The organism is Brevibacterium sp. BRM-1 (assembly GCF_026802075.1).
GTDB classification, from domain to species: domain Bacteria; phylum Actinomycetota; class Actinomycetes; order Actinomycetales; family Brevibacteriaceae; genus Brevibacterium; species Brevibacterium rongguiense.
Map to the genome: position 1 here is coordinate 2,524,096 of NZ_CP113788.1, position 24,930 is coordinate 2,549,025.

Annotated in this window: 23 protein-coding genes and 1 pseudogene; 10 read left to right on the forward strand and 14 right to left on the reverse strand. The window is 73.9% G+C overall.

The genetic code is table 11. The features are described 5' to 3' along the window. The first annotated feature begins 54 nt into the window (after positions 1-54). Together BRM1_RS11110 and BRM1_RS11115 are read left to right on the forward strand one after the other, a co-directional pair. Complete coding sequence (locus BRM1_RS11110; RefSeq protein WP_268525935.1) at positions 55-186, forward strand: hypothetical protein; 132 nt, start codon at positions 55-57, stop codon at positions 184-186. Beyond that, a complete protein-coding gene (locus BRM1_RS11115; protein WP_160952703.1) occupies positions 183-935 on the forward strand; it encodes a sulfite exporter TauE/SafE family protein in 753 nt (250 codons plus the stop codon). The genes BRM1_RS11110 and BRM1_RS11115 overlap by 4 nt, the downstream gene beginning before the upstream one ends. A 9-nt stretch (positions 936-944) precedes the next feature. Here BRM1_RS11115 and BRM1_RS11120 read toward each other — a convergent pair whose 3' ends face one another. Genes BRM1_RS11120 through BRM1_RS11145 form a run of 6 tightly spaced genes read right to left on the reverse strand, consistent with a single transcriptional unit; the run spans position 945 to position 7,527 of the window. Beyond that, on the reverse strand, positions 945-1,727 hold the full coding sequence (locus BRM1_RS11120; protein WP_268525938.1) for an HpcH/HpaI aldolase family protein: 783 nt from the start codon (positions 1,725-1,727) through the stop codon (positions 945-947). After that, a complete protein-coding gene (locus BRM1_RS11125; protein WP_268525940.1) occupies positions 1,712-2,506 on the reverse strand; it encodes a 2-oxo-hepta-3-ene-1,7-dioate hydratase in 795 nt (264 codons plus the stop codon). Before BRM1_RS11125 ends, BRM1_RS11120 begins: the two co-directional genes overlap by 16 nt. 14 nt (positions 2,507-2,520) lie before the next feature. Then, positions 2,521-3,639, reverse strand: a complete 1,119-nt coding sequence (gene hpaD / locus BRM1_RS11130) for a 3,4-dihydroxyphenylacetate 2,3-dioxygenase (protein ID WP_268525944.1) — start codon at positions 3,637-3,639, stop codon at positions 2,521-2,523. Positions 3,640-3,662: 23 nt separating this feature from the next. After that, the gene (hpaE, locus tag BRM1_RS11135; RefSeq protein ID WP_160952705.1) at positions 3,663-5,186 is read right to left on the reverse strand and encodes a 5-carboxymethyl-2-hydroxymuconate semialdehyde dehydrogenase; all 1,524 of its coding nucleotides are present in this window, start codon (positions 5,184-5,186) and stop codon (positions 3,663-3,665) included. Further along, a complete protein-coding gene (locus BRM1_RS11140) occupies positions 5,183-5,893 on the reverse strand; it encodes a GntR family transcriptional regulator (protein WP_160952706.1) in 711 nt (236 codons plus the stop codon). Before BRM1_RS11140 ends, hpaE begins: the two co-directional genes overlap by 4 nt. After that, a complete protein-coding gene (locus tag BRM1_RS11145; protein ID WP_268525949.1) occupies positions 5,890-7,527 on the reverse strand; it encodes a fumarylacetoacetate hydrolase family protein in 1,638 nt (545 codons plus the stop codon). The genes BRM1_RS11140 and BRM1_RS11145 overlap by 4 nt, the downstream gene beginning before the upstream one ends. 144 nt (positions 7,528-7,671) lie before the next feature. Between BRM1_RS11145 and BRM1_RS11150 the strand changes: the two genes are divergently transcribed. After that, entirely contained in the window at positions 7,672-9,660 is a 1,989-nt protein-coding gene (locus BRM1_RS11150) for an FAD-binding monooxygenase (RefSeq protein ID WP_268525952.1), read from the forward strand. A gap of 141 nt (positions 9,661-9,801) precedes the next feature. On the opposite strand, the gene BRM1_RS11155 is transcribed toward BRM1_RS11150, so the two are convergent. After that, positions 9,802-10,635: a class I SAM-dependent methyltransferase gene (locus BRM1_RS11155; protein WP_268525954.1), complete on the reverse strand. Its 834-nt coding sequence runs from the start codon at positions 10,633-10,635 to the stop codon at positions 9,802-9,804. Positions 10,636-10,658: 23 nt separating this feature from the next. Between BRM1_RS11155 and BRM1_RS11160 the strand changes: the two genes are divergently transcribed. Beyond that, positions 10,659-11,456, forward strand: coding sequence for a crotonase/enoyl-CoA hydratase family protein (locus BRM1_RS11160; RefSeq protein WP_160952709.1), 798 nt, complete (start codon positions 10,659-10,661; stop codon positions 11,454-11,456). A gap of 59 nt (positions 11,457-11,515) precedes the next feature. On the opposite strand, the gene BRM1_RS11165 is transcribed toward BRM1_RS11160, so the two are convergent. The 3 genes from BRM1_RS11165 to BRM1_RS11175 form a co-directional block, all read right to left on the reverse strand. Next, positions 11,516-12,517: an AMP-binding protein gene (locus tag BRM1_RS11165; protein WP_268525958.1), complete on the reverse strand. Its 1,002-nt coding sequence runs from the start codon at positions 12,515-12,517 to the stop codon at positions 11,516-11,518. A gap of 151 nt (positions 12,518-12,668) precedes the next feature. Continuing rightward, the gene (gene fdhD, locus BRM1_RS11170) at positions 12,669-13,523 is read right to left on the reverse strand and encodes a formate dehydrogenase accessory sulfurtransferase FdhD (protein ID WP_268525961.1); all 855 of its coding nucleotides are present in this window, start codon (positions 13,521-13,523) and stop codon (positions 12,669-12,671) included. Next, on the reverse strand, positions 13,523-14,092 hold the full coding sequence (locus BRM1_RS11175) for a molybdopterin-binding protein (protein ID WP_268525964.1): 570 nt from the start codon (positions 14,090-14,092) through the stop codon (positions 13,523-13,525). Before BRM1_RS11175 ends, fdhD begins: the two co-directional genes overlap by 1 nt. 52 nt (positions 14,093-14,144) lie before the next feature. Between BRM1_RS11175 and BRM1_RS11180 the strand changes: the two genes are divergently transcribed. Next, positions 14,145-16,085, forward strand: a complete 1,941-nt coding sequence (locus BRM1_RS11180; RefSeq protein WP_268525967.1) for a molybdopterin molybdotransferase MoeA — start codon at positions 14,145-14,147, stop codon at positions 16,083-16,085. Between the two features lie 26 nt (positions 16,086-16,111). Here the strand turns inward: BRM1_RS11180 and BRM1_RS11185 are convergent, their stop codons facing one another. Beyond that, the gene (locus tag BRM1_RS11185) at positions 16,112-16,885 is read right to left on the reverse strand and encodes an NUDIX hydrolase (protein WP_268525970.1); all 774 of its coding nucleotides are present in this window, start codon (positions 16,883-16,885) and stop codon (positions 16,112-16,114) included. Positions 16,886-17,018: 133 nt separating this feature from the next. Here BRM1_RS11185 and BRM1_RS11190 point away from each other — a divergent pair, with 133 nt between their 5' ends. The 3 genes from BRM1_RS11190 (at position 17,019) to fabG (ending at position 19,525) form a co-directional block, all read left to right on the forward strand. Next, positions 17,019-17,477 carry a MaoC family dehydratase gene (locus tag BRM1_RS11190; protein ID WP_160952715.1) on the forward strand — a complete coding sequence of 153 codons (459 nt, stop codon included), beginning with the start codon at positions 17,019-17,021 and terminating at the stop codon, positions 17,475-17,477. A gap of 20 nt (positions 17,478-17,497) precedes the next feature. Next, positions 17,498-18,661: an acyl-CoA dehydrogenase family protein gene (locus BRM1_RS11195; RefSeq protein ID WP_268525972.1), complete on the forward strand. Its 1,164-nt coding sequence runs from the start codon at positions 17,498-17,500 to the stop codon at positions 18,659-18,661. 120 nt (positions 18,662-18,781) lie between these two features. Further along, positions 18,782-19,525 carry a 3-oxoacyl-ACP reductase FabG gene (gene fabG / locus BRM1_RS11200; protein ID WP_160952717.1) on the forward strand — a complete coding sequence of 248 codons (744 nt, stop codon included), beginning with the start codon at positions 18,782-18,784 and terminating at the stop codon, positions 19,523-19,525. A 45-nt stretch (positions 19,526-19,570) separates the two neighbouring features. On the opposite strand, the gene BRM1_RS11205 is transcribed toward fabG, so the two are convergent. Continuing rightward, positions 19,571-20,761, reverse strand: coding sequence for an acyl-CoA dehydrogenase family protein (locus tag BRM1_RS11205; RefSeq protein WP_268525977.1), 1,191 nt, complete (start codon positions 20,759-20,761; stop codon positions 19,571-19,573). Positions 20,762-21,012: 251 nt separating this feature from the next. Here BRM1_RS11205 and cls point away from each other — a divergent pair, with 251 nt between their 5' ends. Further along, complete coding sequence (cls, locus tag BRM1_RS11210) at positions 21,013-22,500, forward strand: cardiolipin synthase (RefSeq protein WP_268525980.1); 1,488 nt, start codon at positions 21,013-21,015, stop codon at positions 22,498-22,500. Between the two features lie 82 nt (positions 22,501-22,582). Here the strand turns inward: cls and BRM1_RS11215 are convergent, their stop codons facing one another. Beyond that, positions 22,583-23,251 (reverse strand): hypothetical protein, encoded by a 669-nt coding sequence (locus BRM1_RS11215; protein ID WP_268525983.1) that lies wholly within the window; start codon positions 23,249-23,251, stop codon positions 22,583-22,585. A gap of 81 nt (positions 23,252-23,332) precedes the next feature. Here BRM1_RS11215 and BRM1_RS14085 point away from each other — a divergent pair. Next, a pseudogene (locus BRM1_RS14085) lies at positions 23,333-23,494 on the forward strand (hypothetical protein); the annotation flags it as partial. A 236-nt stretch (positions 23,495-23,730) separates the two neighbouring features. Here BRM1_RS14085 and BRM1_RS11220 read toward each other — a convergent pair. After that, on the reverse strand, positions 23,731-24,828 hold the full coding sequence (locus BRM1_RS11220) for a YihY/virulence factor BrkB family protein (protein WP_268525985.1): 1,098 nt from the start codon (positions 24,826-24,828) through the stop codon (positions 23,731-23,733). Positions 24,829-24,930 lie beyond the last annotated feature (102 nt).

The following is a 24,930-nucleotide window of genomic DNA, read 5'->3' on the forward strand; positions in this document are numbered from 1 at the left end:
CGCGGCGGTCTTGGGCAAGGCAGCGGACGGCGGGGTGCGGAGTACGCTGAAATCATGCCCCCGCTCTCCGCGCTCGCCCCGGCCGCCGCTGCGGCCAGCCGGCGCGCCGCCGTGGCCGATGGGCGCACCACCGCAAACGAGGAGCGCACCGTCGCGGGCGCCGGCGCCTGCGGGGCGGCGCCATGACCGCTGCCGTCATCCTCATCGCGGTTGCCGCGGTCTTCGTCGGCTCGACGCTCCAGCGGCTCTCCGGCACCGGGGTGGGCCTCGTCGTCGCGCCCACGCTCGCTCTGGCCATGGGTCCGCACGTGGGTGTCTTCGTGGCGAACTCGACGACCGTGATCTCCGGGTTCCTCATCATGCTCGCGGTCATCCGCGAGGTGGACTGGAAGCGCTTCTGGATCCTGGCGGTCTGCGCAGCCCTCGGGGCATTTCCGGCGGCGCTCCTGGTCCGCGACCTCTCCAGCGCGTGGCTCAACATCGTCGTCGGGGCGGTGGTGCTGTTCGCTCTCGCCCTGACGTTCGGGATGCCGCGCCTGCCGCGGCTGACGTCCTCGGCGCTCACGGCCGCGGCCGGAATCGTGGGCGGCTTCCTCAACACGAGCGCCGGCGTGGCCGCCCCGGCCATGGTCATCTACGCCCGCTTCGCCCGCTGGGAGCAGCGGTCCTTCGCCGCGACCCTCCAGCCCACGTTCATGACGATGGGCATCCTCTCCGTGGCCGCGAAGCTCAGCGTGGGCGCCACGACGATCGACCAGCTGCCGCCGTGGTGGCTGCTGCCCATCATCGTGATCACCGTGCTGCTCGGCATCTGGCTGGGCGGCCGGCTCGCCCGCCGGGTGCCGGCCCCGCAGGCGCGCCGCCTGGCGATCGCACTCGCCGGCCTGGGCGGCGCCGTGGCGATCGTGCGCGGTGCGCTCATGCTGGTCGCCTGAGCGCTCGGGCTAGGCTCCGGAGAACTCCGCGGCCAGGCGCGCGGTCCCCTGCGCCACCAGGGTGACGTCGGCCCCCACGAGCACGAACGAGGCGCCGGCGCGCGCATAGCGGCGCGCTGCCTGCGGGTCGAACGCGTTGACCCCGGCAAACGCACCGGCCCCCACCGCTGCCGCGATGGCCGACTCCACCGCTGCCACGACCTCGGGTGCGCCCTGCTGGCCGATGAGCCCCAGGTCCGCCGCCAGGTCGGCGGGGCCCATGAAGACGCCGTCGATGCCCTCGACTCCCGCGATCTGCCCGGCCGCCTCCACCCCGGCCCTGCTCTCGAGCTGGACGATCACGCTCACGTGCTCAGCTGCGGTCGTCAGGTAGTCCGGCACCCGGTTCCAGCGGGCGGAGCGGGCGAACGCGGCACCCACCCCGCGCATCCCCGCCGGGGGATACTGCGCGGCCGCGGCGATCGACCGCGCCTGCTCGACGCTGGAGACCATGGGCACGACGATGTTCTGCGCACCCAGGTCCAGGACCTGCTTGATGACGACCGGGTTATCGCTCGGCAGCCGCACGGCCGCCGCGATGTCGTAGGCCGAGGCCGCCCACAGCTGGGCCTGCACATCCTGCAGCGAGGCCGGGGAGTGCTCCATGTCGATGAGCATCCAGCCCAGCCCGGAGCCCGCCGTGATCTCCGCGAGCGCCGGCGAGCCCGAGCACACCCAGGCCCCGAACAGCGTCCCGCCGTCCGGCAGCGCGGCCAGCCGGGCGCGCAGCGTGGAGCTCAGGAGAAGCGGCACGTCACGACCCCCAGCGGCCCGTAGTCGGCGAAGAACGTGTCGCCGGGCACCGCCGCCACCGGTCGCGTGAACGAGCCCGCCAGCACGAACTCCCCGGCCTCCAGGCGCTCGCCGTGCACCGCCAGGCGGTTGGCCAGCCAGGCGACGCCGCGGGCCGGATCGCCCAGCACGCCGCCGGCCACACCGGTCTCCTCGATGCCCTCGTTGCGGAAGAGCATGGCGGCGGCCCAGCGCAGGTCGATGTCCGCCGGGTCCACGGCGCGCCCCCCGGTGACCACCGCACCGAGTGCCGCGTTGTCGCTGATCGTGTCGACGATCGAGCGCCCGTCCATCTCCACGCGGCTCGAGAGGATCTCCAGGGCGGGCACGACGTACTCGGCGGCGCGCAGCACGTCGACGGCCGTGGCGTCGGGCCCCTCGACCGGGGAGCGGAGCACGAAGGCGAGCTCCACCTCGATGCGCGGGTTGGAGAACCGCGCGTGGTCGACGACGGTGCCGGACTCCCAGATCTGGTCGCCGAAGATCGTGCCGTAGTCCGGCTCGTCGATTCCGACGGCCTGCTGCATGGCCTTCGACGTCAGGCCGATCTTGCGCCCTGCCGGCCGGCGGCCCGCCGCGGCCTGCCGGGCGCGCCATTCGCCCTGCACCGCGTACGCATCGGCCACGGTCATCCGGGGGTGCGCCCGGGTGGGGCGCTCGCCCACGGTGCCGCGCGCCTCGGCGTCGGCGATCGCGTCCGCGATCGCGTGCAGCTGGCTGGCCGTCAGTGTCGTCTCCACGTGCGTCTCCTCGTTCACAGCTGGTGGCCCAGCTTGTACTCGCCCTGCTTCCAGGATGGCATCGGGGCGTCCTCGTCGGGGCGCGTGTAGGAGAACCCGTCCGCGCCGATCGTAACCTCGAGTTCGCTGTCGTCGCGGCGCTGTGTGAGCGCCACCGGCCGGCCGCCGAGGTCGAGGACGGGGGTGGCCTGCGTGTACCAGCTGGGCACGACCGGGTTGCCCCAGAAGTCCCGGCGCTGGTTGTCGTGGACGTCCCACGTGACGACGGGGTTGTCCGGGTCGCCCGTGTAGTAGTCCTGCGTGTAGATCTCCACGCGGTGGCCATCGGGGTCGCGCAGGTAGAGGTAGAAGGCGTTGGACACGCCGTGGCGGCCCGGTCCCCGCTCGATCCGGTCGGACTGGCGCAGCGCGCCCAGCCGGTCGCAGATGGCCAGGATGTTGTGCTTCTCGTGGGTGGCGAACGCCACGTGGTGCAGGGCCGGCCCGGCACCACCGGTCAGGGCGGTGTCGTGGACCGTGGGCTTGCGGCGCAGCCACGCCGCGTACACGGTGCCCGCGGTGTCCTGGATGTCCTCGGTCACCCGGAAGCCCAGGTCCTCCATGAACGCGACAGCGCGCGGCACGTCCGGCGTGACCTGGTTGAAGTGGTCGAGGCGCACGAGCGCACCCGGGCCGTGCCGGTCATAGGCCCACGCCAAGCGCTCGACGTGCTCGACGGCGTGGAAGAACTCGTAGGGGAAGCCCAGCGGGTCCTGCACGCGCACCGCATCGCCCACCCCCGGGGCGAAGCCCTCGCGGCGGCGCTCGACGGGGCAGTCAAGCTCCCGGTAGAACGCCTCGGCGCGGTCCACGTCTTCCGGGGAGCGCACGCGGAATGCGAACGCGGCGGTGGCGGCGACCGGGCCCTCGCGCAGGAGGAGGTTGTGGTGGATGAACTCGTCGAACGTGCGCAGCGCCACCCAACCAGGGCCCTCGGCCGTGACGACGAGGCCGATCACGTCGGCGTAGAACGCGCCGGAGGCCGCGAGATCGGTGACCTGGAGGTCGAGGTACGCGCAGCGCAGCACGTCCGGCGGCGGCGCCCCGGGCGTGGGCACCGGGTCCGCCGGCGCGGGGATGGGGTGTGAGGACATCGTCGTCTCCTTGCTGGCCGGCGTCAGCGGCGGCCGAGGCTGGGGTTGTGGACCTCGCCCAGGTTGATGTGGACGGACTGCTGATCGGTGTAGAAGTCCAGCGAGCGATAGCCGCCCTCGTGGCCCAGACCGGAGGCCTTGACGCCGCCGAACGGCGTGCGCAGATCGCGCACGTTGTTCGAGTTCAGCCACACCATGCCGGAGTCGATCGCCTGCGCGACGTTGTGCGCGCGCTTGAGGTCGTTCGTCCACACGTAGGCGGCCAGCCCGTACTTCGTGTCATTGGCCAGCGCGACTGCCTCGTCCTCCGTGTCGAACGGCGTGAGCGCGACGACGGGGCCGAAGATCTCCTCCTGGAAGATCCGCGCGTTGGGGGCGACGTCGGCGAAGACGGTGGGGGCGACGAAGTTCCCCTCGGGGAAGCCCTCGGCCCGGCCGCCGCCGGCCATGAGCCGGCCCTCGCTGCGGCCCAGCTCGATGTAGCCCATCACCTTGGCGAAGTGCTCGGGGTGGACGAGCGCGCCCACCTCCGTGGCCTCGTCATCGGGCATGCCCACGCGCACGCGCGCGGCCTGCGCCGCGTACTTGTCCACGAATTCGTCGTAGATCCCGCGCTGGACGAGGATGCGGCTGCCGGCGGTGCAGCGCTCGCCGTTGAGGGAGAAGACCCCGAAGACGGTGGCGTCGACCGCCGCGTCGACGTCCGCGTCGTCGAAGACGACGGCCGGGGACTTGCCGCCCAGCTCCATCGACATGCCCTTGAGGTGCTCGGCGCAGTTGGCGAAGATGAGCTTGCCGGTGGCGCTCTCACCGGTGAATGAGATGAGCGGGACGTCCGGATGCTTGACCAGCGCATCGCCGGCGGCCTCGCCGAACCCGTTGACGAGGTTGAACACTCCCCGGGGCAGCTCCGCCTCCGCGAAGATGCCCGCCCACAGCGAGGCGGAGAGCGGGGTGAACTCCGCCGGCTTGAGGACCACCGTGTTGCCGGCGGCCAGCGCGGGGGCGAGCTTCCAGCTCTCGAGCATGAACGGCGTGTTCCACGGCGTGATGAGGCCGGCCACCCCCTTGGGCTTGCGGTTGACGTAGTTGATCTGGCGGCCGGGCACCTTGTAGGCATCGTCGACCTGGGCCACGATGAGGTCCGCGAAGAACCGGAAGTTCTCCGCCGCGCGCCGCGCCTGGCCCAGCGCCTGGGAGATGGGCAGGCCCGAGTCGAAGGACTCCCACGCCGCCAGCGTCCGGTCGCGGGATTCGACGAGGTCGGCGATCCGGTGGAGGATCCGGGCCCGCTCGCGCGGGAGCATGCGCGGCCACGGCCCCTCCGCGAACGCCCGCGAGGCCGCGGAGACCGCCCGGTCGATGTCCGCCGCGGAGCCCGCGGCGGCCTGGACGTAGGCCTCGTTCGTCACGGGGTCGAGCACGTCGAAGCGGGCGCCGTCGGCCGCCTCCGCGCGCTCGCCGTCGATGTCGTGGCCGAGGAAGTCCGGCAGGTCGGCCGGGCGGCGCGGGCCGGCGGGCGCGCCTGCTGCGGGTGCGGGGGTCATGCGTGGCTCCTCGGTTGGGCGGGGCCGGCGGTGCCGCCGGCGTGGGGGCGGGAGTCCGCGGCGCTCCCACCGCGGGCCTGATAGGCGCGGAGGGTGGCGTGGCGGTGTCGGCGGGCGGCCAGCTCCAGGTCGAGCGGCTGGGCGCCGCCGACGATGAGCGCGAGGATCTCGTCGTGTTCGGCGACGGATTCGTGGGCGCGCTGCGGGATGAACGTGAACGTCGAATCGCGCAGCCCGCTCATCCGCGCCCAGCAGCGGTGGACGAGGTCGAGCAGCTCCGGATTGGGGCACGGCTCGAACAGCACGGCGTGGAACTGCCGGTTGAGCAGGGTGAAGGCGTGCGGGTTGAGCTCGTCGAGCATGGCGCGCAGCTGCTCGTTGACGGCGGCGGCGCGCTCCAGGGCGCCTCGGCCCAACAGGGGCGCGGACAGCGCGGTGGCCGCGCCCTCGACGATGCCGAGGGTCTGCATGGTGTGCGCGTACTCCGCATCGTCGATGATCGCCACGCGGGCGCCCACGTTGCGCTCGAACTCGACCCGCCCCTCGGCCTCGAGGCGGCGCACGGCCTCGCGGACCGGCACGACGCTCATGTCCAGGCCGTCCGCGATGGGGCCGAGCACCAGCCGGTAGCCTGGGCCGAACACCCCGGCCTCGATCTGCTCGCGGATCCAGCGGTAGGCCGTCTCCGACTTGCTCACGGCGCTCATGCGCGACCAGCCGCGCTCTCCCCGGTGTCCCGCGCACCGTCCCCGGCCCCACCAGTACCGCCGGTGCCGCCGGCTCCGGGTGTGCCCATGCTCGCGTCGTCGCCGTCGCTGCCGCCGTCGTCGTTGCCCGCGCCCGAGGCGCGCTCGGCATCGTAGCGCGCCCGCCACTGCGCGTCCATGGGGAACAGGCCGTCCACCGGGTGGCCCTCGGCCACCCGCGCGGCGATCCAGGCGTCGGACTCCTCCTGGGCCAGCGCCGCGCGGGCGACCTCCTCGGCCAGGCGCGGCGGGATGACGATGGCGCCGTCGTCGTCGCCGACGATGACGTCGCCGGGCAGCACCGCGGCGCCGCCGCAGGCGATCGCGATGTCCGCATCCCACGGCACGTGGCACCGGCCCAGCACCGCCGGATGGGGGCCGGCGGTGAAGACGGGCACGCCGATCGCGCGCACCTGATCGGAGTCGCGCACCCCGCCGTCGGTGACGATGCCGGCCGCGCCCCGGGCGCGGGCGCGCAGCGCGAGGATGTCGCCCAGCGTGCCGGAGCCCGTCTCACCGCGGGCCTCGATGACGATGACCTCGCCCGCGTCCACGGCGTCGAAGGCGCGCTTCTGGGCGTTGTAGCCGCCGCCGTGGGAGGCGAAGAGGTCCTCGCGGCCGGGCAGGAAGCGCAGCGTGCGGGCGGTGCCGACGAGCTTCGACCCGGGGGCGAGGGGGCGCACCCCGTCGATGGAGACGGCGTTGAGCCCGCGCTTGCGCAGCTGCTGGGACAGGCCTGCCACGGGGGCCCGCTCGAGCAGCTCCCGCACGGCGGGGGAGAGGGCGGGTGCCCGGCCGGTCGGCGCGGCCTCGGAAGCCGCCTCCTCCGGGTCCAGGCCCGCGGCCGCGCGGGAGCCCCAGGCCTCGGCGCGCGCCTCGTCGGTGGCCTGGGGGAGGGCGCCCAGCGCCGGATCGAACTCCTCGGCGCCCTGGACGACGGTGCTGCGCAGCCGGCCGGAGCTCGGGGCGCCGGGGGCGGTGGGCGCGTCGACCTCGACTTCGACGACCTCGCCCGGCCGGGCCACCGAGGCGCCGGCCGGGGTGCCCGTGAGGATGATGTCGCCGGGTTCGAGCGTGAGGTGCTGGGAGAGGTCCGCGACGAGCCGGGGGAGTGCGAAGAGCATGCCGGCGGCGGTGTCGTCCTGCACGAGGCGCCCGTCGAGCCACGTGCGCACGCGCAGCGCGGCGGGGTCGAGCCCAGTTGCGGGGATGAGGCGCGGGCCCACCGGGGTGTAGCCGTCGCGCCCCTTGTTGCGCACATTCGAGCCCTTGTCCGCGCCGCGCAGGTCGTAGAGGCCCCAGTCGTTGGCCGCGGTCGCCCACCCCACGTGGTCCCAGGCCTCGTCCGTGCTCACGCGGCGTGCGCGGGTGCCGATGACGAGCGCGATCTCGCCCTCGAAGGCGAGCAGCTCCGTGCCCGCGGGCCGCTCGACGGCGCCGCCGGCGCTCAGCGAGGAGGTGGGCTTGAGGAAGTACGAGGGCGCGGCGGGGGTGCGGCCGCGCTGCGCGGCGCGGGAGGCGTAGCTCAGGTGCACCGCGATGACCTTGCCGGCCGGCGGGGGCGGCGGTGCGTCCTGCGCTGGATCCGTGGGCATGTGGCCTCCCGAGTCATCTGGGGCGGCGCGCGGCGGCCGTGCCGCCCGGCCTTTACCCCGTATCCGAAATCGTATATCTTCGGTCATAGTATGACGCGGATCACGCTGACGCAACGGGGCGGGCGGCGCGCAGAGGGAGTCACCATGCAGTTCCACCACCACGGCTACGTCTCCGGCGAGCCGCGCGTCGAGCCCGCGGCGGGCCTGGGGATCGACCGCCCCGAGGCGCTGCCGGAGACCATGGACGTCCTCATCGTGGGCACGGGCCCGGCCGGCATGATCGCCGCGGCCCAGCTCGCCCAGTTCCCCACCGTCTGCACGCGCATCATCGAGCGCCGCCCCGATCGCCTGGAGGTGGGCCAGGCCGACGGCATCCAGGCGCGCAGCGTCGAGACGTTCCAGGCGTTCGGGTTCGCCCAGCGCCTCATCGCGGAGGCCTACCGCATCACGGAGATGAACTTCTGGGGCCCCGACCCCGCCGATCCCGCGCGCATCGTGCGCACCGGCCGCGAGGTCGACGACCCCCGCGGCGTCAGCGAATTCCCCCACCTCATCGTCAACCAGGCCCGCGTGCAGGACTACTTCGCGCAGTTCATGGCCGACTCGCCGGCGCGCCTGCGCCCGGACTACGGCTGGGAGTTCTGCGGTCTGAGCGTGGCCGACGACGGGCGCGACTACCCGGTCGAGGTGGCGCTGCGGCGCACCTCCGGTCCGGACGCGGGGGCCGAGCGCACGGTCCGCACCCGGTACGTGGTGGGCTGCGACGGGGCGCACTCGAAGGTGCGCGCGGCGATCGGGCGCACGATGAGCGGCGATGCCGCGAACCACGCCTGGGGCGTCATGGACGTGCTCGCGGTCACGGACTTCCCGGACATCCGCACGAAGTGCGCGATCCAGTCCGGGGCCGGAGGCTCCATCCTCCTCATCCCGCGCGAGGGTGGGTTCCTCTTCCGCATGTACGTGGACCTGGGGGAGGTGCCGCTGGGCGGCTCGGCGGCCGTGCGGGCCACCGGCATCGAGGACATCATCGCGCAGGCCAACCGCATCCTCAGCCCCTTCGCGCTCGACGTGCGCGACGTCGCGTGGTGGAGCGTCTACGAGGTGGGCCACCGCCTCACGGACCGCTTCGACGACGCCGAGGCGCTGGCCGGGGAGGCTCTGGACGGCGAAACATCGGCCGGGCAGACTCTGGACGCAGAGGCACCGGCCGGGAAAGGCGTGGGCTCGGACGGGAACGGCGTGGGCTCGGCCGGACCCCGCGAGCCGCGGGTCTTCATCACCGGCGACGCCTGCCACACGCACTCCGCGAAGGCGGGCCAGGGCATGAACGTGTCCATGCAGGACGGCTTCAACATCGCGTGGAAGCTCGGCCACGTCCTCACCGGCCGGGCCGACCCCGCACTGCTGCGCACGTACTCCGCGGAGCGCCAGGTCGTCGCGCAGAACCTCATCGACTTCGACCGCGAGTGGTCCTCGCTCATGGCCAAGCGGCCCGAGGAGTTCGAGGACCCCTCATTCCTCGCCGACTTCTACACGAAGACCGCGGAATTCCCCGCCGGCTTCCTCACCGAGTACGCGCCCTCCCTGCTCACCGGCGGCACCGAGCACCAGGCGCTCGCCACGGGCTTCCCCGTGGGCCGCCGCTTCGCCTCAGCCCCCGTCGTGCGGATCGCGGATGCGAATCCTGTGCACCTGGGCCACCACGCGCGCGCCGACGGCCGCTTCCGCATCTACGCGTTCGCCGACCGTCCCGGCCCCGGCGAGGACTCGCGCCTGAGCCGCTGGGCGCAGTGGTTGGCCGAGGCGCCGGACTCGCCGCTGCGCGCGGGCGCCGCTGAGGCGTTCGACGTCAAGGTCGTCTACCAGCACCCGCACACGGACACCGACATCTCCGGCGTGCCCGCCGTGTTCCTGCCGCGCGTGGGGCCGTTCGGGCTCATCGACTACGAGCGGGCCTATGCGGCCGGCAGCGTGCCCGGCGGTGAGGACATCTTCGCGGCCCGCGGCATCGACCGCGACGCCGGCGCCGTGGTCGTCGTGCGCCCTGACCAGTACGTCGCCCAGGTCCTGGCACTGTCCGACACCGAGGCGCTGGCCGGCTACTTCGCGCGGCTCGCCGGCCGCGCGCGGTAGGCCGGGCGGCCCGGCTCGGGCAGTCCGGGCGCCGGCGTCCGGAAGCGCAGGCCGTGGGCGCCGGGGCCCGCGATGCTGGCTGCGGGTGCGCGGCCTTCAGGCCGCATTGCTCGGCGGCGCAAGCCGCGAGGTGCGCGGCCCTCAGGCCGCCGGCCGCCGACCGAACACCGCGAGCGTGCCCGCGACGAGTTCGAGGGGCTCGGCCGGGAGCTCGGCCCGCAGGCGCGCGCGCACCTCGGCGCGCACCTCGTCGGCCAGCACCGCGTACTCGGAGAACGTCATGAGGCTCTCCAGCCAGTCGGCCGGGGTGACCGTGCAGTCCCAGTCGTACCACCGCACGCGCGTGCGGAATCCCGCGTCGGCGAGGGCGCGGGCGGCCGTCGCGCGCTGGGAATCGTCGCGCTCGGCGAGGAGCTCCGCGTGGCGGCGGTGGACGGTGATGCCGTAGTCGGCCTCGACGGCCGCCAGGCGTGCGCTCAGCGCGGCCGCCGGGCTGTACTCGTTCCACGCGAGGCATGCGACGCCGTCGGGCACCAGGAGGTCTGCGAGCCTTTCGGGGCCCGTGTCCTGGTCCACCCAGTGCCACGACTGGCCGAACGCGACCGCGTCGAAGCGGCGGCCGGCCGGATCCCAGTCCTCGAATGCCGCCTCCTCCACTGCCAGGCCGCGGGCGCGGGCCACCTCCGCCATGTCGTGGTCGGGTTCGACGGCGGTCACCTCGAAGCCGCCGGCGCGCAGGTCCGCCGCGAACAGGCCCGTGCCCGCGCCGATGTCCGCCAGGGTCGGCGCTGCCACCGGGTCTGCCGCGCCCGCCGTAATCGCGGCGCGGAGGTCCGCCACGAGCGCTGCGGGGTAGCCGGGCCGGAAGCGGTCGTACTGCGCCGCGATCGAGCCGAACGAGCGCGCGCGGCGTGCCGCATCGTGCGGATGGAGCGCTCCGATCGGGTCGCCGTCGGCGGGTGTGCTCTGTGCCATAGCCGTAGGCTACCGTTGCCGCCATGAGCGAACACGTCTCCGTCACCGTCGACGATGCCGTCGCAACGGTGCGGCTCACCCGCCCCCAGACGCTGAACTCCCTGACCCGCGAGGTCTTCGCCGACCTCGTGGACGCCGGCCTGCGCGTGCGCGATGACGCGGCGATCCGCGCGGTCGTGCTCGCGGGCGAGGGGCGCGCGTTCTCCTCCGGCCTCGACATGTCCGAGTTCGGGCGCATGGTCGACGATTCGGGCGAGCACGTCGTCGAGATCCGCGAGCGCCTGGGCGCGGCGCGGGCACTCGCCCAGCAGGCCGTGCACGTGTGGAGCCTCGTCGAGGCGCCCGTCATCGCGGGGATCGCGGGCGTGGCGTTCGGCGGCGGCCTGCAGATCGCCCTGGGCGCGGACATGCGCATCGTCGCGCCCGGCGCCAAGCTGTCGATGATGGAGATCAACTGGGGCATCGTCCCGGACATGTGCGGCACCCAGCTGCTGCCGCGGCTCGTGGGCCCGGCGCGTGCCAAGCACCTCATCCTCACCGGCGAGGTCATCAGCGGCGAGGAGGGGTACCGGCTGGGGCTCGCCGAGGAGCTGGCCGAGGAGCCCGTCGAGCGCGCCCACGCGCTCGCCCGCGAGCTCGCAGGGAAGTCCGGCACCGCGCTGCGGCGGGCCAAGGAGCTCATCGACCTGGCGGGCACCGTGCCGTTCTCCGACGCCCTCGACGCCGAGCAGCGGGTGCTCGCCGAGCTCATGGGCGGCGCCGAGCAGAAGGCCGCGGTGGCGGCCCGCACGGCCGAGCTCAGGGCCCAGCGCCGCGGGTAGCCCCGGTGTCAGTCCGCGGGCGGCCCCGAGCCGTCAGCCCGCAGGCAGCCCTGGGGCTCTCAGTCCGCGGCGGGAGCCGCCGGCGGCGCGGCGGCCGGCGGCCCGCTGAGCACGCGGTCGACCGGCAGCGCGAAGATCCGCGCGAGTTCGGCCTGCTCGCGCGCGCAGATCGCATCGCGGACCCACACGAGCGCCACCCCGGCGCCGGGGTCGGGTGCCGGGGCCTCGGCGATGATGCGCTGCGCGGCGAGCGCGGTGAGGTGGACCCGGTCGGCGCCGAGCAGGGCGGCCTGCTGAGCCGTGCGCGCGGGATCGAAGAGGGCCGCGAGCGCGGTGGCGCGCCCGGCGGCGATCGCGGGGACGAGGCAGTCCTCCAGTCCCGCGCTCTTCCACAGCGGCTTGCTCAGCAGCCAGCGCCGGCCCGGCGCGGAGGCCGGCACCGGCGTCGAGGGCGGCACGGGCGCACCCGAAGCGGTGGGGGCAGGAGAGGGCCCGGCGGCGCCGGTCAGGCGCGCCGCCTGCGCGGACGTGAGCTCCTGGGCGCCGAACAGCGGCGAGCCGGCGAGCATCCCGGCGAAGTCCTCGTTGACCTCGAGCACATTGGCCCCCGGGTACGCGGCCGCGCCGGGGCGCCCGGGGCCGCGGCCGGCGACGATGAGCGCACCCGGGACGGCGGGCTCGGGCGTGAGCGCATTGGGGTCGATGAGCTCGAAGCGGGCGCCCAGCCGCGCGGCCGCCAGCCAGCACAGCAGCAGCTCGGGCGAATTGAAGAGGGCGGCGCGCACCGTGCTGCCGGGTCGCACGCCGCGCTCGGCCATGCGGCGCGCGGTGAGGCCGGTGAGCATGTCGAACTGGGCGAAGGTCCACTCGTTGGCCTCGTCGGCGGAGTTGCCGAACACGAGGAACAGGCGCTGGCCGTGGACGCGCACTGCGCCATCCCACACGGCGGTCAACTGCGCACCGGGGCGCTCGCCGACGGGCTCCGCGCCACCGGGGCGGGCGGGCGCCGGGGCGGGCGCACCCGCAGGCGGCGCGACCTGGGGGAGGGGCGAAGTGGGCACGGCAGCTCCTGACGGCGCACGGGCGCGCACGATCCGCGCGAGTGTGTGAGGTAGAACACACTCAGTGTACGGGGCGATCCTCCGCGGGCAATGGGAAAAGCCCGAGTGGGCGCCGTCCGCTGCACGAAACCGGTGCCGTGCGGAACCGGCGCTACGCGGGTCCGGCCGCGATCCGCTCGAGCCCCGTGTAGGCGTTGAACGTCCGACCGCGATTGAAGCCGATCACGGTCAGGCCCAGCTGGCGGCCCAGCTCCACCGCGGCCGAAGACGGCGCGCTCACCGCCGAGAGCACGGGCACGCCGGCCATCGAGGCCTTCTGCACGAGCTCGTACGAGGCCCTGCTCGAGACCTGGAGCACGCAGTCGCCCAGCGGCAGCAGGCCCTCCCGCAGGGCCCGGCCCAGCGCCTTGTCCACGGCGTTGTGCCGTCCCACGTCCTCCGCGGCCGCGAGCAGCTCGGGCGCCCCGGTGGGATCGGGGCAGCGGAACAGGCCCGCCCCGTGGATGCCCCCCGTGCGCTCGAAGGCCGGCTGCTGGGCGCGCAGGAGCTCGGGCAGCTCGAGGATCCGCGCGGGCGCGAGGAGCGGCCGGGCGGCCGGCACCGGGTGGGCGGAGGCCTTCGCCACGCCCTCGATCGCGTTCGTCCCGCAGATCCCGCACGCGGAGGAGGTGTAGACGTTGCGCCCGGTCCGCGCGGCCGCACGCAGGCCGGCCTCCGGGGCCAGCCGCACCCGGGCGACGTTGAGGTCGCGCGAGCCGTCGGGGACCAGGCCCGTGGAGAAGTCGATCTCGCGGATGTCCGCGGCGGCGACGATCACGCCCTCGGCCAGGAGCAGTCCGAAGACCAGGTCCACGTCCGCACCGGGGGTGCGCATCGCCACGGCGAACTCCTCGCCGTCCAGGCGGATCTCCAGGGGCTCCTCGCCCGCGAGCACATCGGCCCTGGCCCGCACCTCGCCCGCGGCCGCGAAGGAATGGACGCGCGTGCGCACCGTTGCCCGGACCATCAGGCGGGATCCTCGATCTGCGCCTGGATGAGGGGGGCGACCGTCCCGAGCACCGCCAGGCCGTCCTTGACGCCGCCGCGCGAGGAGGGCAGGTTGAGGACGAACGTGCGCCCGGCGACACCGGCCGTGCCGCGGCTCATGATCGCCGTCGCCGTGTTCTCCAGCCCGCGCGCCCAGATGGCGTGGACGATCCCGGGCACCTCGTAGTCCAGTCGCTCGGCGGTCAGCTGCGGCGTCCGGTCGCGCGGGTTGAGGCCCGTCCCGCCCAGGGTGAGCACGAAGCGGGGCACGCTGGCGGGATCCGGCAGGCCCGCGCCCCGCGCTGCCGAGGCGCTGGCCCGGGCAGTGGACCGGGCGCCGCCCGGCTCCAGTGCCGCGTCGAGGGCGGGGCCGAATGCCGGCCCGTTGGCCACGAGCACGGAATCCGGGGTCTCATAGCCGCGCTCGCGCAGCCACTCGACGGCCCGCGCCCCGTTGTGGTCCGGGGGCGCTGCCGGGTCGAAGCCGCCGCGCACGCACACGATCACCGCGGCCCGCCGGCCGGCCCCGAAGGGCGCATCGTCGTCCATGCCGGCCACGATAGTCCCCGCGCACCCGGGCCGCGCTCCTAGACTGGCGGCCATGACCCCACGGCCGGACCGCGCGCAGCCCCGCTCCGCGGTCGTGCTCGCAGGCGGGCGGGGCAGCCGCCTGGGCGGGCGGACGAAGGCACTGTTCGCCGATGCCGCCGGCACCACGCTCCTCGCCTCCGCGCTGAGCGCCGTGCGCGCCGCGGGGGTGTCGGCCTCCCGCATCGCGGTGGTGGGCGGGCCCGAGCTCGCGGCCCACCTGCCGGCCGGGGTCCTGCTCACCCGCGAGGAGCCCCCGTTCGCCGGCCCCGCCGCCGCGGCGGCCGCGGGCCTGGAGGCGCTGTTTCCCTCCGTGGACCCCGCCGGGGCGGGGGCACCGATCGGTGCCACGGGCACGGGGGAGCCCACCACGGGGGACCGGGCGGGCCTCGTCTTCGTCGTCGCGGCGGACATGCCCGCCCTCGCCGAGGCGCTGGCCCCGTTGGCCCGCGCGCTCGAGGAGGCCGAGGGGCCCGACGCCGTGCTCGCCCGCACCCCGCGCACCCCGGACCCCGGCGAGGGGAGCGCACCGGCCTGGCGCGTCCAGCAGCTCCTCGCGTGCGCTCGCGTGGGCCCCCTGGTGTCCGCCGTGCGCGGCCGGCCGCTGGCCGATGCGCCGGCGCGGGCGCTCTGGGCGGACCTGCGCAGCGCCGCGGTCGACCTGCCCGAGCAGTACGCGGCGGACGTCGACACCGTCGAGGACGCGGAGCTGCTGGGCGTGCGTGCGCCTTCGGCCCACCCCGCGTGGCGCGAGGCGGGCCGGATCGCGCACGCCGCGGCCGCCGCCGGTCGGCTCGGCGGCGAGGAGGTGGGGCTCGCCGCCGCGATCGGCCGGGTGAGCGCCGCCGACGTCCGCGCCCCCGCGGACGTGCCGCACTACGCCTCCTCGGCGATGGACGGCTACGCGGTCGCGGGGTCGGGGCCGTGGAACCTGCTGCGCGCCACCGCGGACCGGGACACCGCGCCGGAGGCGCTCGCCGCCGGCCAGGCGCTGCCCGTCGTGACCGGGGCCCCCGTGCCCGCCGGGGCCGAATCGATCCTGCGCTTCGAGTATGCCGAGGTGACCGGCGTCGGCACCGCAGCCGGGCTCCTCTCCCTGGCCCCCGGGGCCCCGCCCTCGGACCTCGTGCCCGGCCGCCACATCCGCCCGATGGGCCGTGAGGCGCGCGCGGGGGAGACCGTGGTGCCGGCCGGGGTCGCGCTGAGCCCCGCGCACGCGGCGTACGCGGCGGTCTGCGGGATCGATGCGCTGCCCGTGCGGCGCCGGCCCCGGGTGGGCCTCCTGCTCACCGGCGACGAGGTCATCGAGGCCGGCATGCCCGCCCCGGGCCGGGTGCGCGACGCCTTCGGCCCGCAGCTGCCCGCCGTGTTCGCGGCCCTGGGGTGTGAGATCGCGGGGGTCGAACGCCGCGGCGATGCGCGCGCGGGGATCGACGCCGCGCTCGATGCGCTGTGCCTCGACTGCGACCTCATCGTCAGCACGGGCGGGACCGGGCACGCCGACGTCGATGCCGTGCGCGCCGCCGCGCAGGACCGGGTCGCCGCTGGCCGGGCGCGCAGCCTCTTCGCGGAGCTGGCGATGCGCCCGGGCCACCCGACGTTCGCCCTCGAGTACCCGGCGCCGACCGGTCGCCGCGTCCTCCACATCGCGCTGCCGGGCAACCCGCTGGCCGCCATGGTCGCGCTGCGCGTCGTGGCGCAGCCAGCCGTGCGGGGCCTGCTGGGCCAGCGCGCGGAGGAGACGGCCGTGGGCCGGGTGGCAGAGGCGATCCCCGGCGGCCGTGCGGAGCGCATTGTCCCCGCGGCGCGCGATGCGCGCGGGAACTGGGCGGAGACCTCGGGAACGGGCTCGAACATGTTGCGCGGCCTGGCCGCGGCGGACGGGCTCATCGTCATCCCCGCGGGCGGGGCCGAGGACGGCCAGGAGGTCCCGCTGCTAATGCTGCCGTGGTGAGTGCGGCGGGTGCGGCCGCAGCCCCGTCAGTCCAGCGGGCGGTGCGCGTCGGACTCGGAGATCGGCACGTTCGGGCGCACGGGCTCGACCACCCGCTCGACGCCCATGATCGCATCGGCGCTGCCCAGCGAGTCGAGCTCCATGAGCAGCGTGAGGGTGGGGCGCATGAGCCGCAGGCGCCCCGCTGAGCGCTCGGCCAGGATGCGGGCCGCCGGCATCCACAGCGAATCGGTTGCCTCGGTCGTCTGGTGCCGGACCTGCGTGTGCGCCCCGCGCGCCACGTAGAAGTACGTGTCGAAGCGCTTGTGGCGCCCCGGCGGCGTCGTCCAGTTCGCCCACGGCCGCAGCGCCGCGGGATCGATGACGGCCCCGGTCTCCTCGCCCAGCTCGCGCTGCGCGCAGGCGAGCAGCACGGCGGCGAACGAGGGCGCCTCGGCGCCGGCCCCGGCAGCGGCCGGGTCCGCGAGCCCGCCGCCCAGCCCCTCGGCGGCCAGGGTGGAGGCCTCCCACGCTCGCTCGTGGGCGGCGATGAGCTCGTCCGGGTACCCGGCGGAGGCGGCGGCGCGCACGTCGGCGGGATCGACCCGGCCCCCGGGGTAGACGACCATGCCCGCCGCGAAGTCCATGGTCTTCACCCGGTGCTGGACGAAGACCTCGAGGCCGTCCGCCCCATCGCGGACGAGGATGACGCTGACGGCCGGGCGGACGGGGGCCGGGTTGGCCGGCCCGGTGCCGGCGGCGGGGCCCCCACCGGCGGGCGGGGCGCCGGCAGCGCTGCCGGCGAGAGGAGTCTCAGACATGTGCACACCTTAGCCGGGCCCCGGGTGGAGCGTTAGCATGGCAGAACAGTCGTTCGACGGCCTTCACGCCGGCCGACCACCGCCACACCCACCCGGCTGCCCAACCGCGCAGTCGCTCAGCCAGGAGGCAGCAATGGTGCGCACCATCAACGGAATCGCCGAACTCGAAGCGCTCGTCGGCCAGGAGCTGGGCACTTCGGAGTGGTTCACCGTCGACCAGGCGCGGATCGACGCGTTCGCCGACGCCACCGAGGACCACCAGTGGATCCACCTGGACGCTGAGCGGGCGAAGTCCGGGCCGTTCGGCACGACGATCGCCCACGGGTTCCTCACCCTGTCCCTGCTGCCCATGTTCGGCGCGGAGGTCGTCGACGTCACCGGCATGAAGATGAAGATCAACTACGGCCTCAACAAGGTCCGCTTCCCCCACCCCGTGCCCGTGGACTCGAAGCTGCGCGACACGATCGCGCTCAGCGAGGTCACCCGCAAGGACTCGGGCACCCAGGTCGTCATGACGCACACGATCGAGATCGAGGGCGCGGACCGCCCGGCGTGCATCGCCGAATCCGTGTCCATCATGGTCGAGGCCTGAGGCACCGGGGGAGCACGCCCATGGACAGCGCCGAGCTCGCAGACGTCCTCGCCACCGTGCGCGCCTTCGTGCGGGAGAAGGTGGTGCCGCTCGAGCTGCAGATCGAGGCCGACGATGCCTTCCCCGCCGAGGTCATCGCCCAATCGGCGGCCATGGGCCTCTACGGCTGGGCGATCCCGGCCGAGCACGGCGGGCTGGGGCTCAACGCGGAGCAGGACGCGCTGCTCGCCATGGAGCTGGGCTACACGACCCCGGCCTTCCGCTCGCTGTTCGGGACGAACAACGGGATCGCCGGGCAGGTGCTCGTCAACTACGGCACGCCCGAGCAGCAGCGTGAGTGGCTGCCGAAGATCGCCTCCGGCGAGGTCGTGGCGTCGTTCGCGCTCACCGAGCCCGAGGCCGGGTCCGATCCCTCCGGGCTGCGCACCCGTGCGCTGCGGGAGGGGGAGGGCGAGGCTGCCGAGTACGTCATCACCGGCACCAAGCGCTTCATCACGAATGCGGAGATGTCGGACGTCCTCATCGTCTTCGCCCGCACGGACCCGCAGGCCACGGGCACGAAGGGCATCTCCGTCTTCCTCGTCCCCACGGACTCGCCCGGCGTAACCGTGGGCCCGCACGACCACAAGATGGGCCAGGCCGGCGCCTGGACCTCCGAGGTGTTCTTCGACTCCGTGCGGGTGCCGGGCGCCAACCTCATCGGCGGGCAGGAGGAGGCGGGCTTCCGCGCCGCCATGTCCTCGCTCAACAAGGGCCGGCTCCACATCGCCGCGGTCTGCGTGGGGCAGATGACCCGCATCCTCGACGAGTGCACGGACTACGCCGCGCAGGCCAACCAGGGCGGCCGGCCCATCGCGGACTTCCAGCTCGTCCAGGCGATGATCGCGGACAGCTATGCGGACCTGGCCTCCTCCCGCGCGCTCGTGCTGGACTCCGCGCGGCGCTGGGATGCGGGTGCGGACCGCAAGCTGGGTCCCAGCACCTCGAAGCTCGTGGCCTCCGAGGCGCTGGGCCGGGTCGCCGACCGCGGTGTGCAGATCCTGGGCGGCATGGGCTACATGCGCGAGTCCGCGATCGAGCGCTTCTACCGGGCCGCGCGCCTCTTCCGCATCTACGAGGGCACCTCGGAGATCCAGCGCCTCGTCATCGCCCGCCAGGTCCTCAAGGGCGCGCACAGGCAGTAGCCGTCAGGGCCGGGGCCGGGGCCGGCGCCGTGGCCGGGGCCGGTGGGCGGCGGGTGCACGGAGCGCGGGCGGAAGCGAATCGACAGAGCACGGACGAACAACGGAGTGAGGGGACGGATCATGGGACTTCTCGAGGGGCGCACCGCGGTCATCACCGGCGGCGCGCAGGGATTGGGATTCGCGATCGCGGAGGCCTTCGCGGCCCAGGGCGCCAATGTGGTGCTCGGCGATCTGGACGAGGCGGCGGTCGTGAGGGCCGCGGAGTCGCTGGGCATCGGGGAGCGCGCGGTGGGCATGGCCTGCAACGTCGTGGAGCTTGCGCAGGTCGAGGCGCTGTGCGAGCGCGCCGTGAGCGCGTTCGGCAGCCTCGACATCATGGTCAACAACGCGGGCATCACCCGCGATGCCACGATGCGCAAGATGACCGAGGAGCAGTTCGACCAGGTCATCGCCGTGCACCTGCGCGGCACGTGGAACGGGCTCAAGACCGCCTCGGGCATCATGCGCGAACAGCCCGGCGGCGGGTCGATCGTCAACGTCTCGTCGATCTCCGGCAAGGTGGGGATGCTCGGGCAGACGAACTACTCCGCGGCGAAGGCGGGAATCGTGGGCATGACGAAGGCCGCGGCGAAGGAGGTGGGCTTCAAGAACGTGCGCGTCAACGCGATCCAGCCCGGCTTCATCAACACCGCGATGACCGCGGCCATGCGCCAGGACGTCATCGACGCGAAGCTCGCGGAGATCCCCATGGGCCGCGCGGGCGAGCCCGCGGAGGTCGCCTCGGTCGTCGTGTTCCTCGCCTCCGACATGTCGAGCTACCTCACCGGCACGGTCACGGAGATCAGCGGCGGACGCCACATCTGAGCGCGCCGCGGCCGGTACCGCCCCGGCGCAGGGGCGGTACCGCGCCTACCGGCCCAGCAGCTCGTCGGAGACGATGCGCAGCTGGATCTCCGACGAGCCCTCGAAGATCTTCGTCAGCCGCGCGTCGCGCCAGTGGCGCTCCACCGCGAAGTCCTTCGTGTAGCCCGCCCCGCCGTGGATCTGCACGGCCTGGGACGTGACCTTCTCGCTCATCTCCGCGGCCAGGTACTTCACCATCGCCGCCTCCTGCGAGGCCCGCTGGCCGGAGTCGATGAGCGTGCACACGTGGTACATGAGCTGGCGGCTCGCCTCGATCTGGGCGGCCATGTCCGCGACCGTGAAGCGCAGGTGCTGGAAGTCGGCGAGCGGGTGGCCGAACTGCTCGCGGGCGTGCAGGTAGGCCAGCGAGTCCTCGAGCGCCGCCTGCGCCAGGCCGATTGAGCGGGCGGCCGTGTGCGCCCGGCCCACCTCGAGCCCGGAGACCGCCTGGTAGAACCCGCGCCCCTCCTCGCCCAGCAGCGCGTCGGCCGGCAGGCGCAGCCCGTCGAAGGCCAGCTCCCACGTCTTCCAGCCGAAGTAGCCGATCTTGCGCGCCGCGGTCCCCGTCACGCGCTCCGGGAACGTCCCGCGCTCCTTCTCCACGAGGAAGGCGGAGATCCCGCGGTGGCGCTTGGCCGGGTCCGGGTCCGTGGCGGTGCGGGCGAAGAGGACGAGGTAGTCGGCCTGGTCCGCGTAGGTGCACCACATCTTCGTGCCGGTGATGAGCCAGTCGCCGCTGCCGTCGTCGGCCCGCTCGGCACGGCACCGGATGTTCGCCACATCGGAGCCGGCCTCCGCCTCGGACAGGGCGAACGCGCCCAGGTACTCGCCGGTGGCGACCTTGGGCAGCAGCCGCGCCTCCTGTTCGGGGGAGAAGCCGCCGCCCATCCCGTTGCCGCGGGCCAGCAGGCCGGCGACGCTCATCCAGGCGCGGCCCAGCTCCTCGGCGACCAGGCAGTACTCGAAGACGCCCAGGCCCAGCCCGCCGTACTCCTCCGGGATGAGGATGCCGAAGAAGCCCATCTCGCCCATCTGCGCGACGAGCTCGGGCGGGAACTGGCCCTCGACCGGGTCGAGCTCGTTCGCGATGGGCAGCACCACCTCGCGGGCGAAGCGCCGAGCAAGGCCCTGCAGTTCGCGCCGGTCATCCGTCATGAGCTGCGGGGAATCCGGGCGGGGCCTGGGCTTGTGCGTCACGGGTGCTCCTCACCGTCGAGGGTTGGGCGCGGGCTCCGCTAAGGCGCGGGCCCGGGGCGCGCGGGCGCCCGCAGCCATGCTCGCCCATCGTCGCGGACGCGGGGCTCGCGTCCGGAGTGTGGCCTTCGGCAGCCCCCCCCCGCCCGCGGTGCGGCCGACTGCGCGGGCGCTGAGGGTCGCCACTAGAATCGGCGAGGACCCCGGGTGGGGCGCGGCCGCCCAGCGGCCCAATGCGGCGGAGGGGAGGCACCGTGGAGTTCTGGAGCCTGTGGGACGGCGACGTCGGCCAGCCCTGGTGGCGCATCGCCCTCTTCGTCGTCCCCGACCTCATCATCCGCATCGTCGCGCTGGGCGTCATCCCCTATCGCCGCAAGCCCACCGTGGCGCTCGGCTGGCTCATGGCGATCTTCCTCAACCCCTACGCCGGGCTCATCGCGTTCCTGCTGTTCGGCTCCGCGAAGCTGCCGCGCCGGCGCCGCGAGCGGCAGCGGGCGGTCAACGAGCTCATCAAGCAGCGCACCGGCGACACCGCGCTCATCGGCCGCAGCGACCATCTCATCGAGCCCCTGACGACGGCGGCGCGGCTGAACTACTCGCTGGGCGCGCTGCCCATGACCCACGGCAACGGCGTGGAGCTCATCGCGGACAACCACGCGTGCATCGCGCGGATGGCGGCCGAGGTCGACGGCGCCCGGCACACGGTCCACTTCGAGTTCTACATCGTCGCACTCGACGACACGACGCGCCCACTCATCGACGCGCTGCTGCGCGCCCACGCCCGCGGGGTGCAGGTGCGCATCCTCATCGACCACATCGGCTCGGTCGGCTACCCCGGCTACTCCGAGCTCGTGGGCCTGCTCAACGACGCGGGCGTCGCGTGGCGCCGCAGCCTGCCCGTGCGCCCGTGGCGGGGGGAGTACCAGCGCCCTGACCTGCGCAATCACCGCAAGATCCTCGTCATCGACGGCGCGGTCGCCTACACCGGCTCGCTCAACGTCATCGACCGCTCGTACAACAAGCGCCGCAACCGCCGGAAGGGCTACCAGTGGAAGGACCTGGGGATGCGGGTGACAGGCCCCATGGTCACGGAGCTCGACGCCGTCTTCGCCTCCGACTGGTACTCGGAGACCGGCGACATCATCGCCGATGAGGTCAACCTGGTCCTCGAGGCACCGGAGTCCGGCGGCCTGCTCGCGCAGGTGGTGCCCAGCGGCCCGGGCTTCGAACTGGAGAACAACCTGCGGATGTTCAACCACCTCATCTACAACGCCAACCGTCAGGTCGTCATCTGCTCGCCCTACTTCGTGCCGGACGAGTCGCTGCTCCACGCGCTGGTCACCGAATCGCACTCGGGTGTGGACATCCGCATCTACGTGGGCGCCACGAGCGACCACGCGATCACCCAGAAGGCCCAGGAGTCCTACTACGACGAGCTCGTGGATGCCGGCGTGCGCATCTTCCGCTACCCGGCGCCCACCGTGCTGCACTCGAAGTTCCTCATCATCGACGACGACGTCACGATCATCGGCTCCTCGAACATGGACGAGCGCTCGTTCGCCATGAACCTCGAGGTCTCCATGCTCATCGTCGACGAGGGCTTCGCCGCGCAGATGTACGCCCTCGAGGACCGCGACTACCGGCCGGTTTCCCCGGAGCTGGACCTGCAGCGGTGGCGCCGGCGGCCCTGGTACCTCAAGTACGCGGAGAACGTCAGCCGGCTGACGAGCTCGCTGCTCTGAGCTGCGGCGGGACGGGAACAGGGCCGGCCGACTCGCAGGAGTCGACCGGCCCTGTGGCCGTTCGCGTGTCGGACTCAGCCCGTCAGGCCTTGCCCTCCTGGCCGTGGATGTACGAGGCGTCCGGGCCCTCGCTGTCCATCTGGCCCTCGGGATCGCTGGCTACGTCGGGCAGCACGGCGGGGGCGAGGTTGTTCGACTTCGTCGGGCCCTCCGGCACCACATCCTCGTTGCGGCCATCGGGCGCGGAGCGCCGGTCGGAGGCGGGCTCGGTGCCCGTCGCCTGCGCCGAGGCGGCCGTCGAGTCCTTGCCCGTCGTCGCCTTCGCGGAGCTCGCGGGGTGCTTGGCGGCACTGGGGGAGCCCTTCGCGGCGGCCCCGGTCTCCTGCTTCGCGGCGGGCTTGTCCTTGCAGGCGCCCTTGGCCTCGGCGGCCTTGTCCTGCGCGGCGCCCTTCGCGTCGGCGGCCCTGTCCTTGGCGCTCGAGGCGGCATCCGAGGCGGCCTCGCCGACCTTCGTGCCCGCTTCCTTGGCCTTCTCAGCCACGACGGGCGCGGCCTCCTTGACCTTCTCCGCGACGACGGGGGCCTGCTCCTTGACGGTCTCGGCGGCGCGGTGCACGCCCTCCTGGACCTTCGGGTCGTTCCACACGGAGGCGGCCTGGTTCTTGAGCTTCTCGTAGCTCTGGCGGCCGGCACGCGAACCGAGCACGAAGCCGATGCCCAGTCCCGCCAGCAGAATGATGCGCTTCTTCATGCCCCCGAGTCTATACGGCTTCGCGCCGCGACAGGGCGCGTTCTGCCGCCGTCGTCCGAAACGCCGGCCTACGATGACACGATGGCCGTCTTCACCGTCGCATTCGCCTACAGCGCACCCGAGCCCGCCCTCGCCGCACTGCGGCCCGCCCGCCACGCGTACTTCGCCGACCTCGAGCAGCGCGGGGCGCTCCTGGCGTCCGGCCAGCTCACGAGCGGGGACCTGGGCGACGGGATGCTCGTGCTCCGCGCCGCCGATGAGGCCCAGGCGCGCGCGCTCCTGGCCGAGGATCCGTTCCGCGGTGCACGGCTGCGTGGGCCGGGTCGACATCGCGGCCTGGAGCCCCACCGTGGGCACGTGGCTGAGCGGGGACCGCGCCGAGCGCGGCTGAGCCGGGAGGGCGGTGCGGCTGAGCCAGGGGTGCGCGGCGGCTGGGGCCCTGCGGCCGGGCGTCCGGGGGCCTTCCGGCCGGGCGCCGTTCAGGCCCCGCGCCGACCGCGCGCGGCGGCGAGCCGCTTGGCGCGGGCGCGGCGCCGCTTGGCGCTCTTCGCGCGGAAATCGGCGATGCGCACGCTGCCCACGGACTGGCCCCCGCTGGCGCGCAGCGCATCGCCCATGCGCACGAAGCCCAGTTCGCGTGCTGCGCGATCGTCGATGCGCTTGCGGCGGCGCGGCTGGGCGATGATCTCCCATTCGGCGGCGAGGCCGGACTGCAGCTGGCGGGCGCGGTCGAGCTCGGCCTCGAACAGGGCGCCGAAGATGAGCGCGCAGTTCGACAGCCACAGCCACAGGAGGACCAGGAGGACGCCGGAGAGCGCACCGTAGGTCGAGCTGAACCCGCCCATCGCGGCGAACAGGTAGAGCAGCGCCGTGAGGATCGCCCAGGCCAGCAGGGCCACGAGGGAGCCCAGTGACGAGGTGGCCAGCCGCTTGCGCTTGACGTTCGAGGACAGCGTGTTGAGCGCGACGATGATGAGGTAGCCCAGGAGGATCGCCACCGGGATCCGCGCCACCTGCCAGATGACGACGAAGGTGCCGTGGACGCCGATTGCCTCGATGAGGTCCGCCTGCCCCGCGATGCAGACGAGGGCGGCGGCGACGAGCGGGATGAGGATGATCGTGAGGATGAAGCTCTGCAGGCGCAGGTACCAGTAGGGGCGGCCCTCGGGGATGCCGTAGAGGCTGTTGACGACCGTGCCGAACGCGCCGACGAACTTGCCGGCCGACCACAGCGAGACGGCGATGCCGATGACGAACACGAAGATGTTCGCGGACGACCGCGCCAGTGTCATGAGCGGCTCCTCGGCCGCCATCGCCTGCTGGCTGCCGGTGACCTGCGTGAGCCAGGTGAGCAGGCTCGTGACCGTCTGCGGGCCGCGGCCGAACACGGAGATCGTCGAGATCGCCGCGCCCAGGGCGGGCACCGTGGCCAGCAGGAAGTAGAAGGACAGGGCGGCGGCGGAGTCGATGCGCCGCTCATCGGAGAAGCGCTGGACCGTGCGCGCCCACGCATAGCCCCGGCCGGCTCTGGTCAGCCGTTGGGGGCGCACGGAGGAGAAGATCTTCTGCTGGGGCACCGCCCAAGTCTACGGCACGGAAAGCGGGGCGGGCCGGCACCTCGTGCCGGCCCGCCCCGCTGGGGCACGGACCCCGGGCCGCCGCGCGCCGGAGCGGATCAG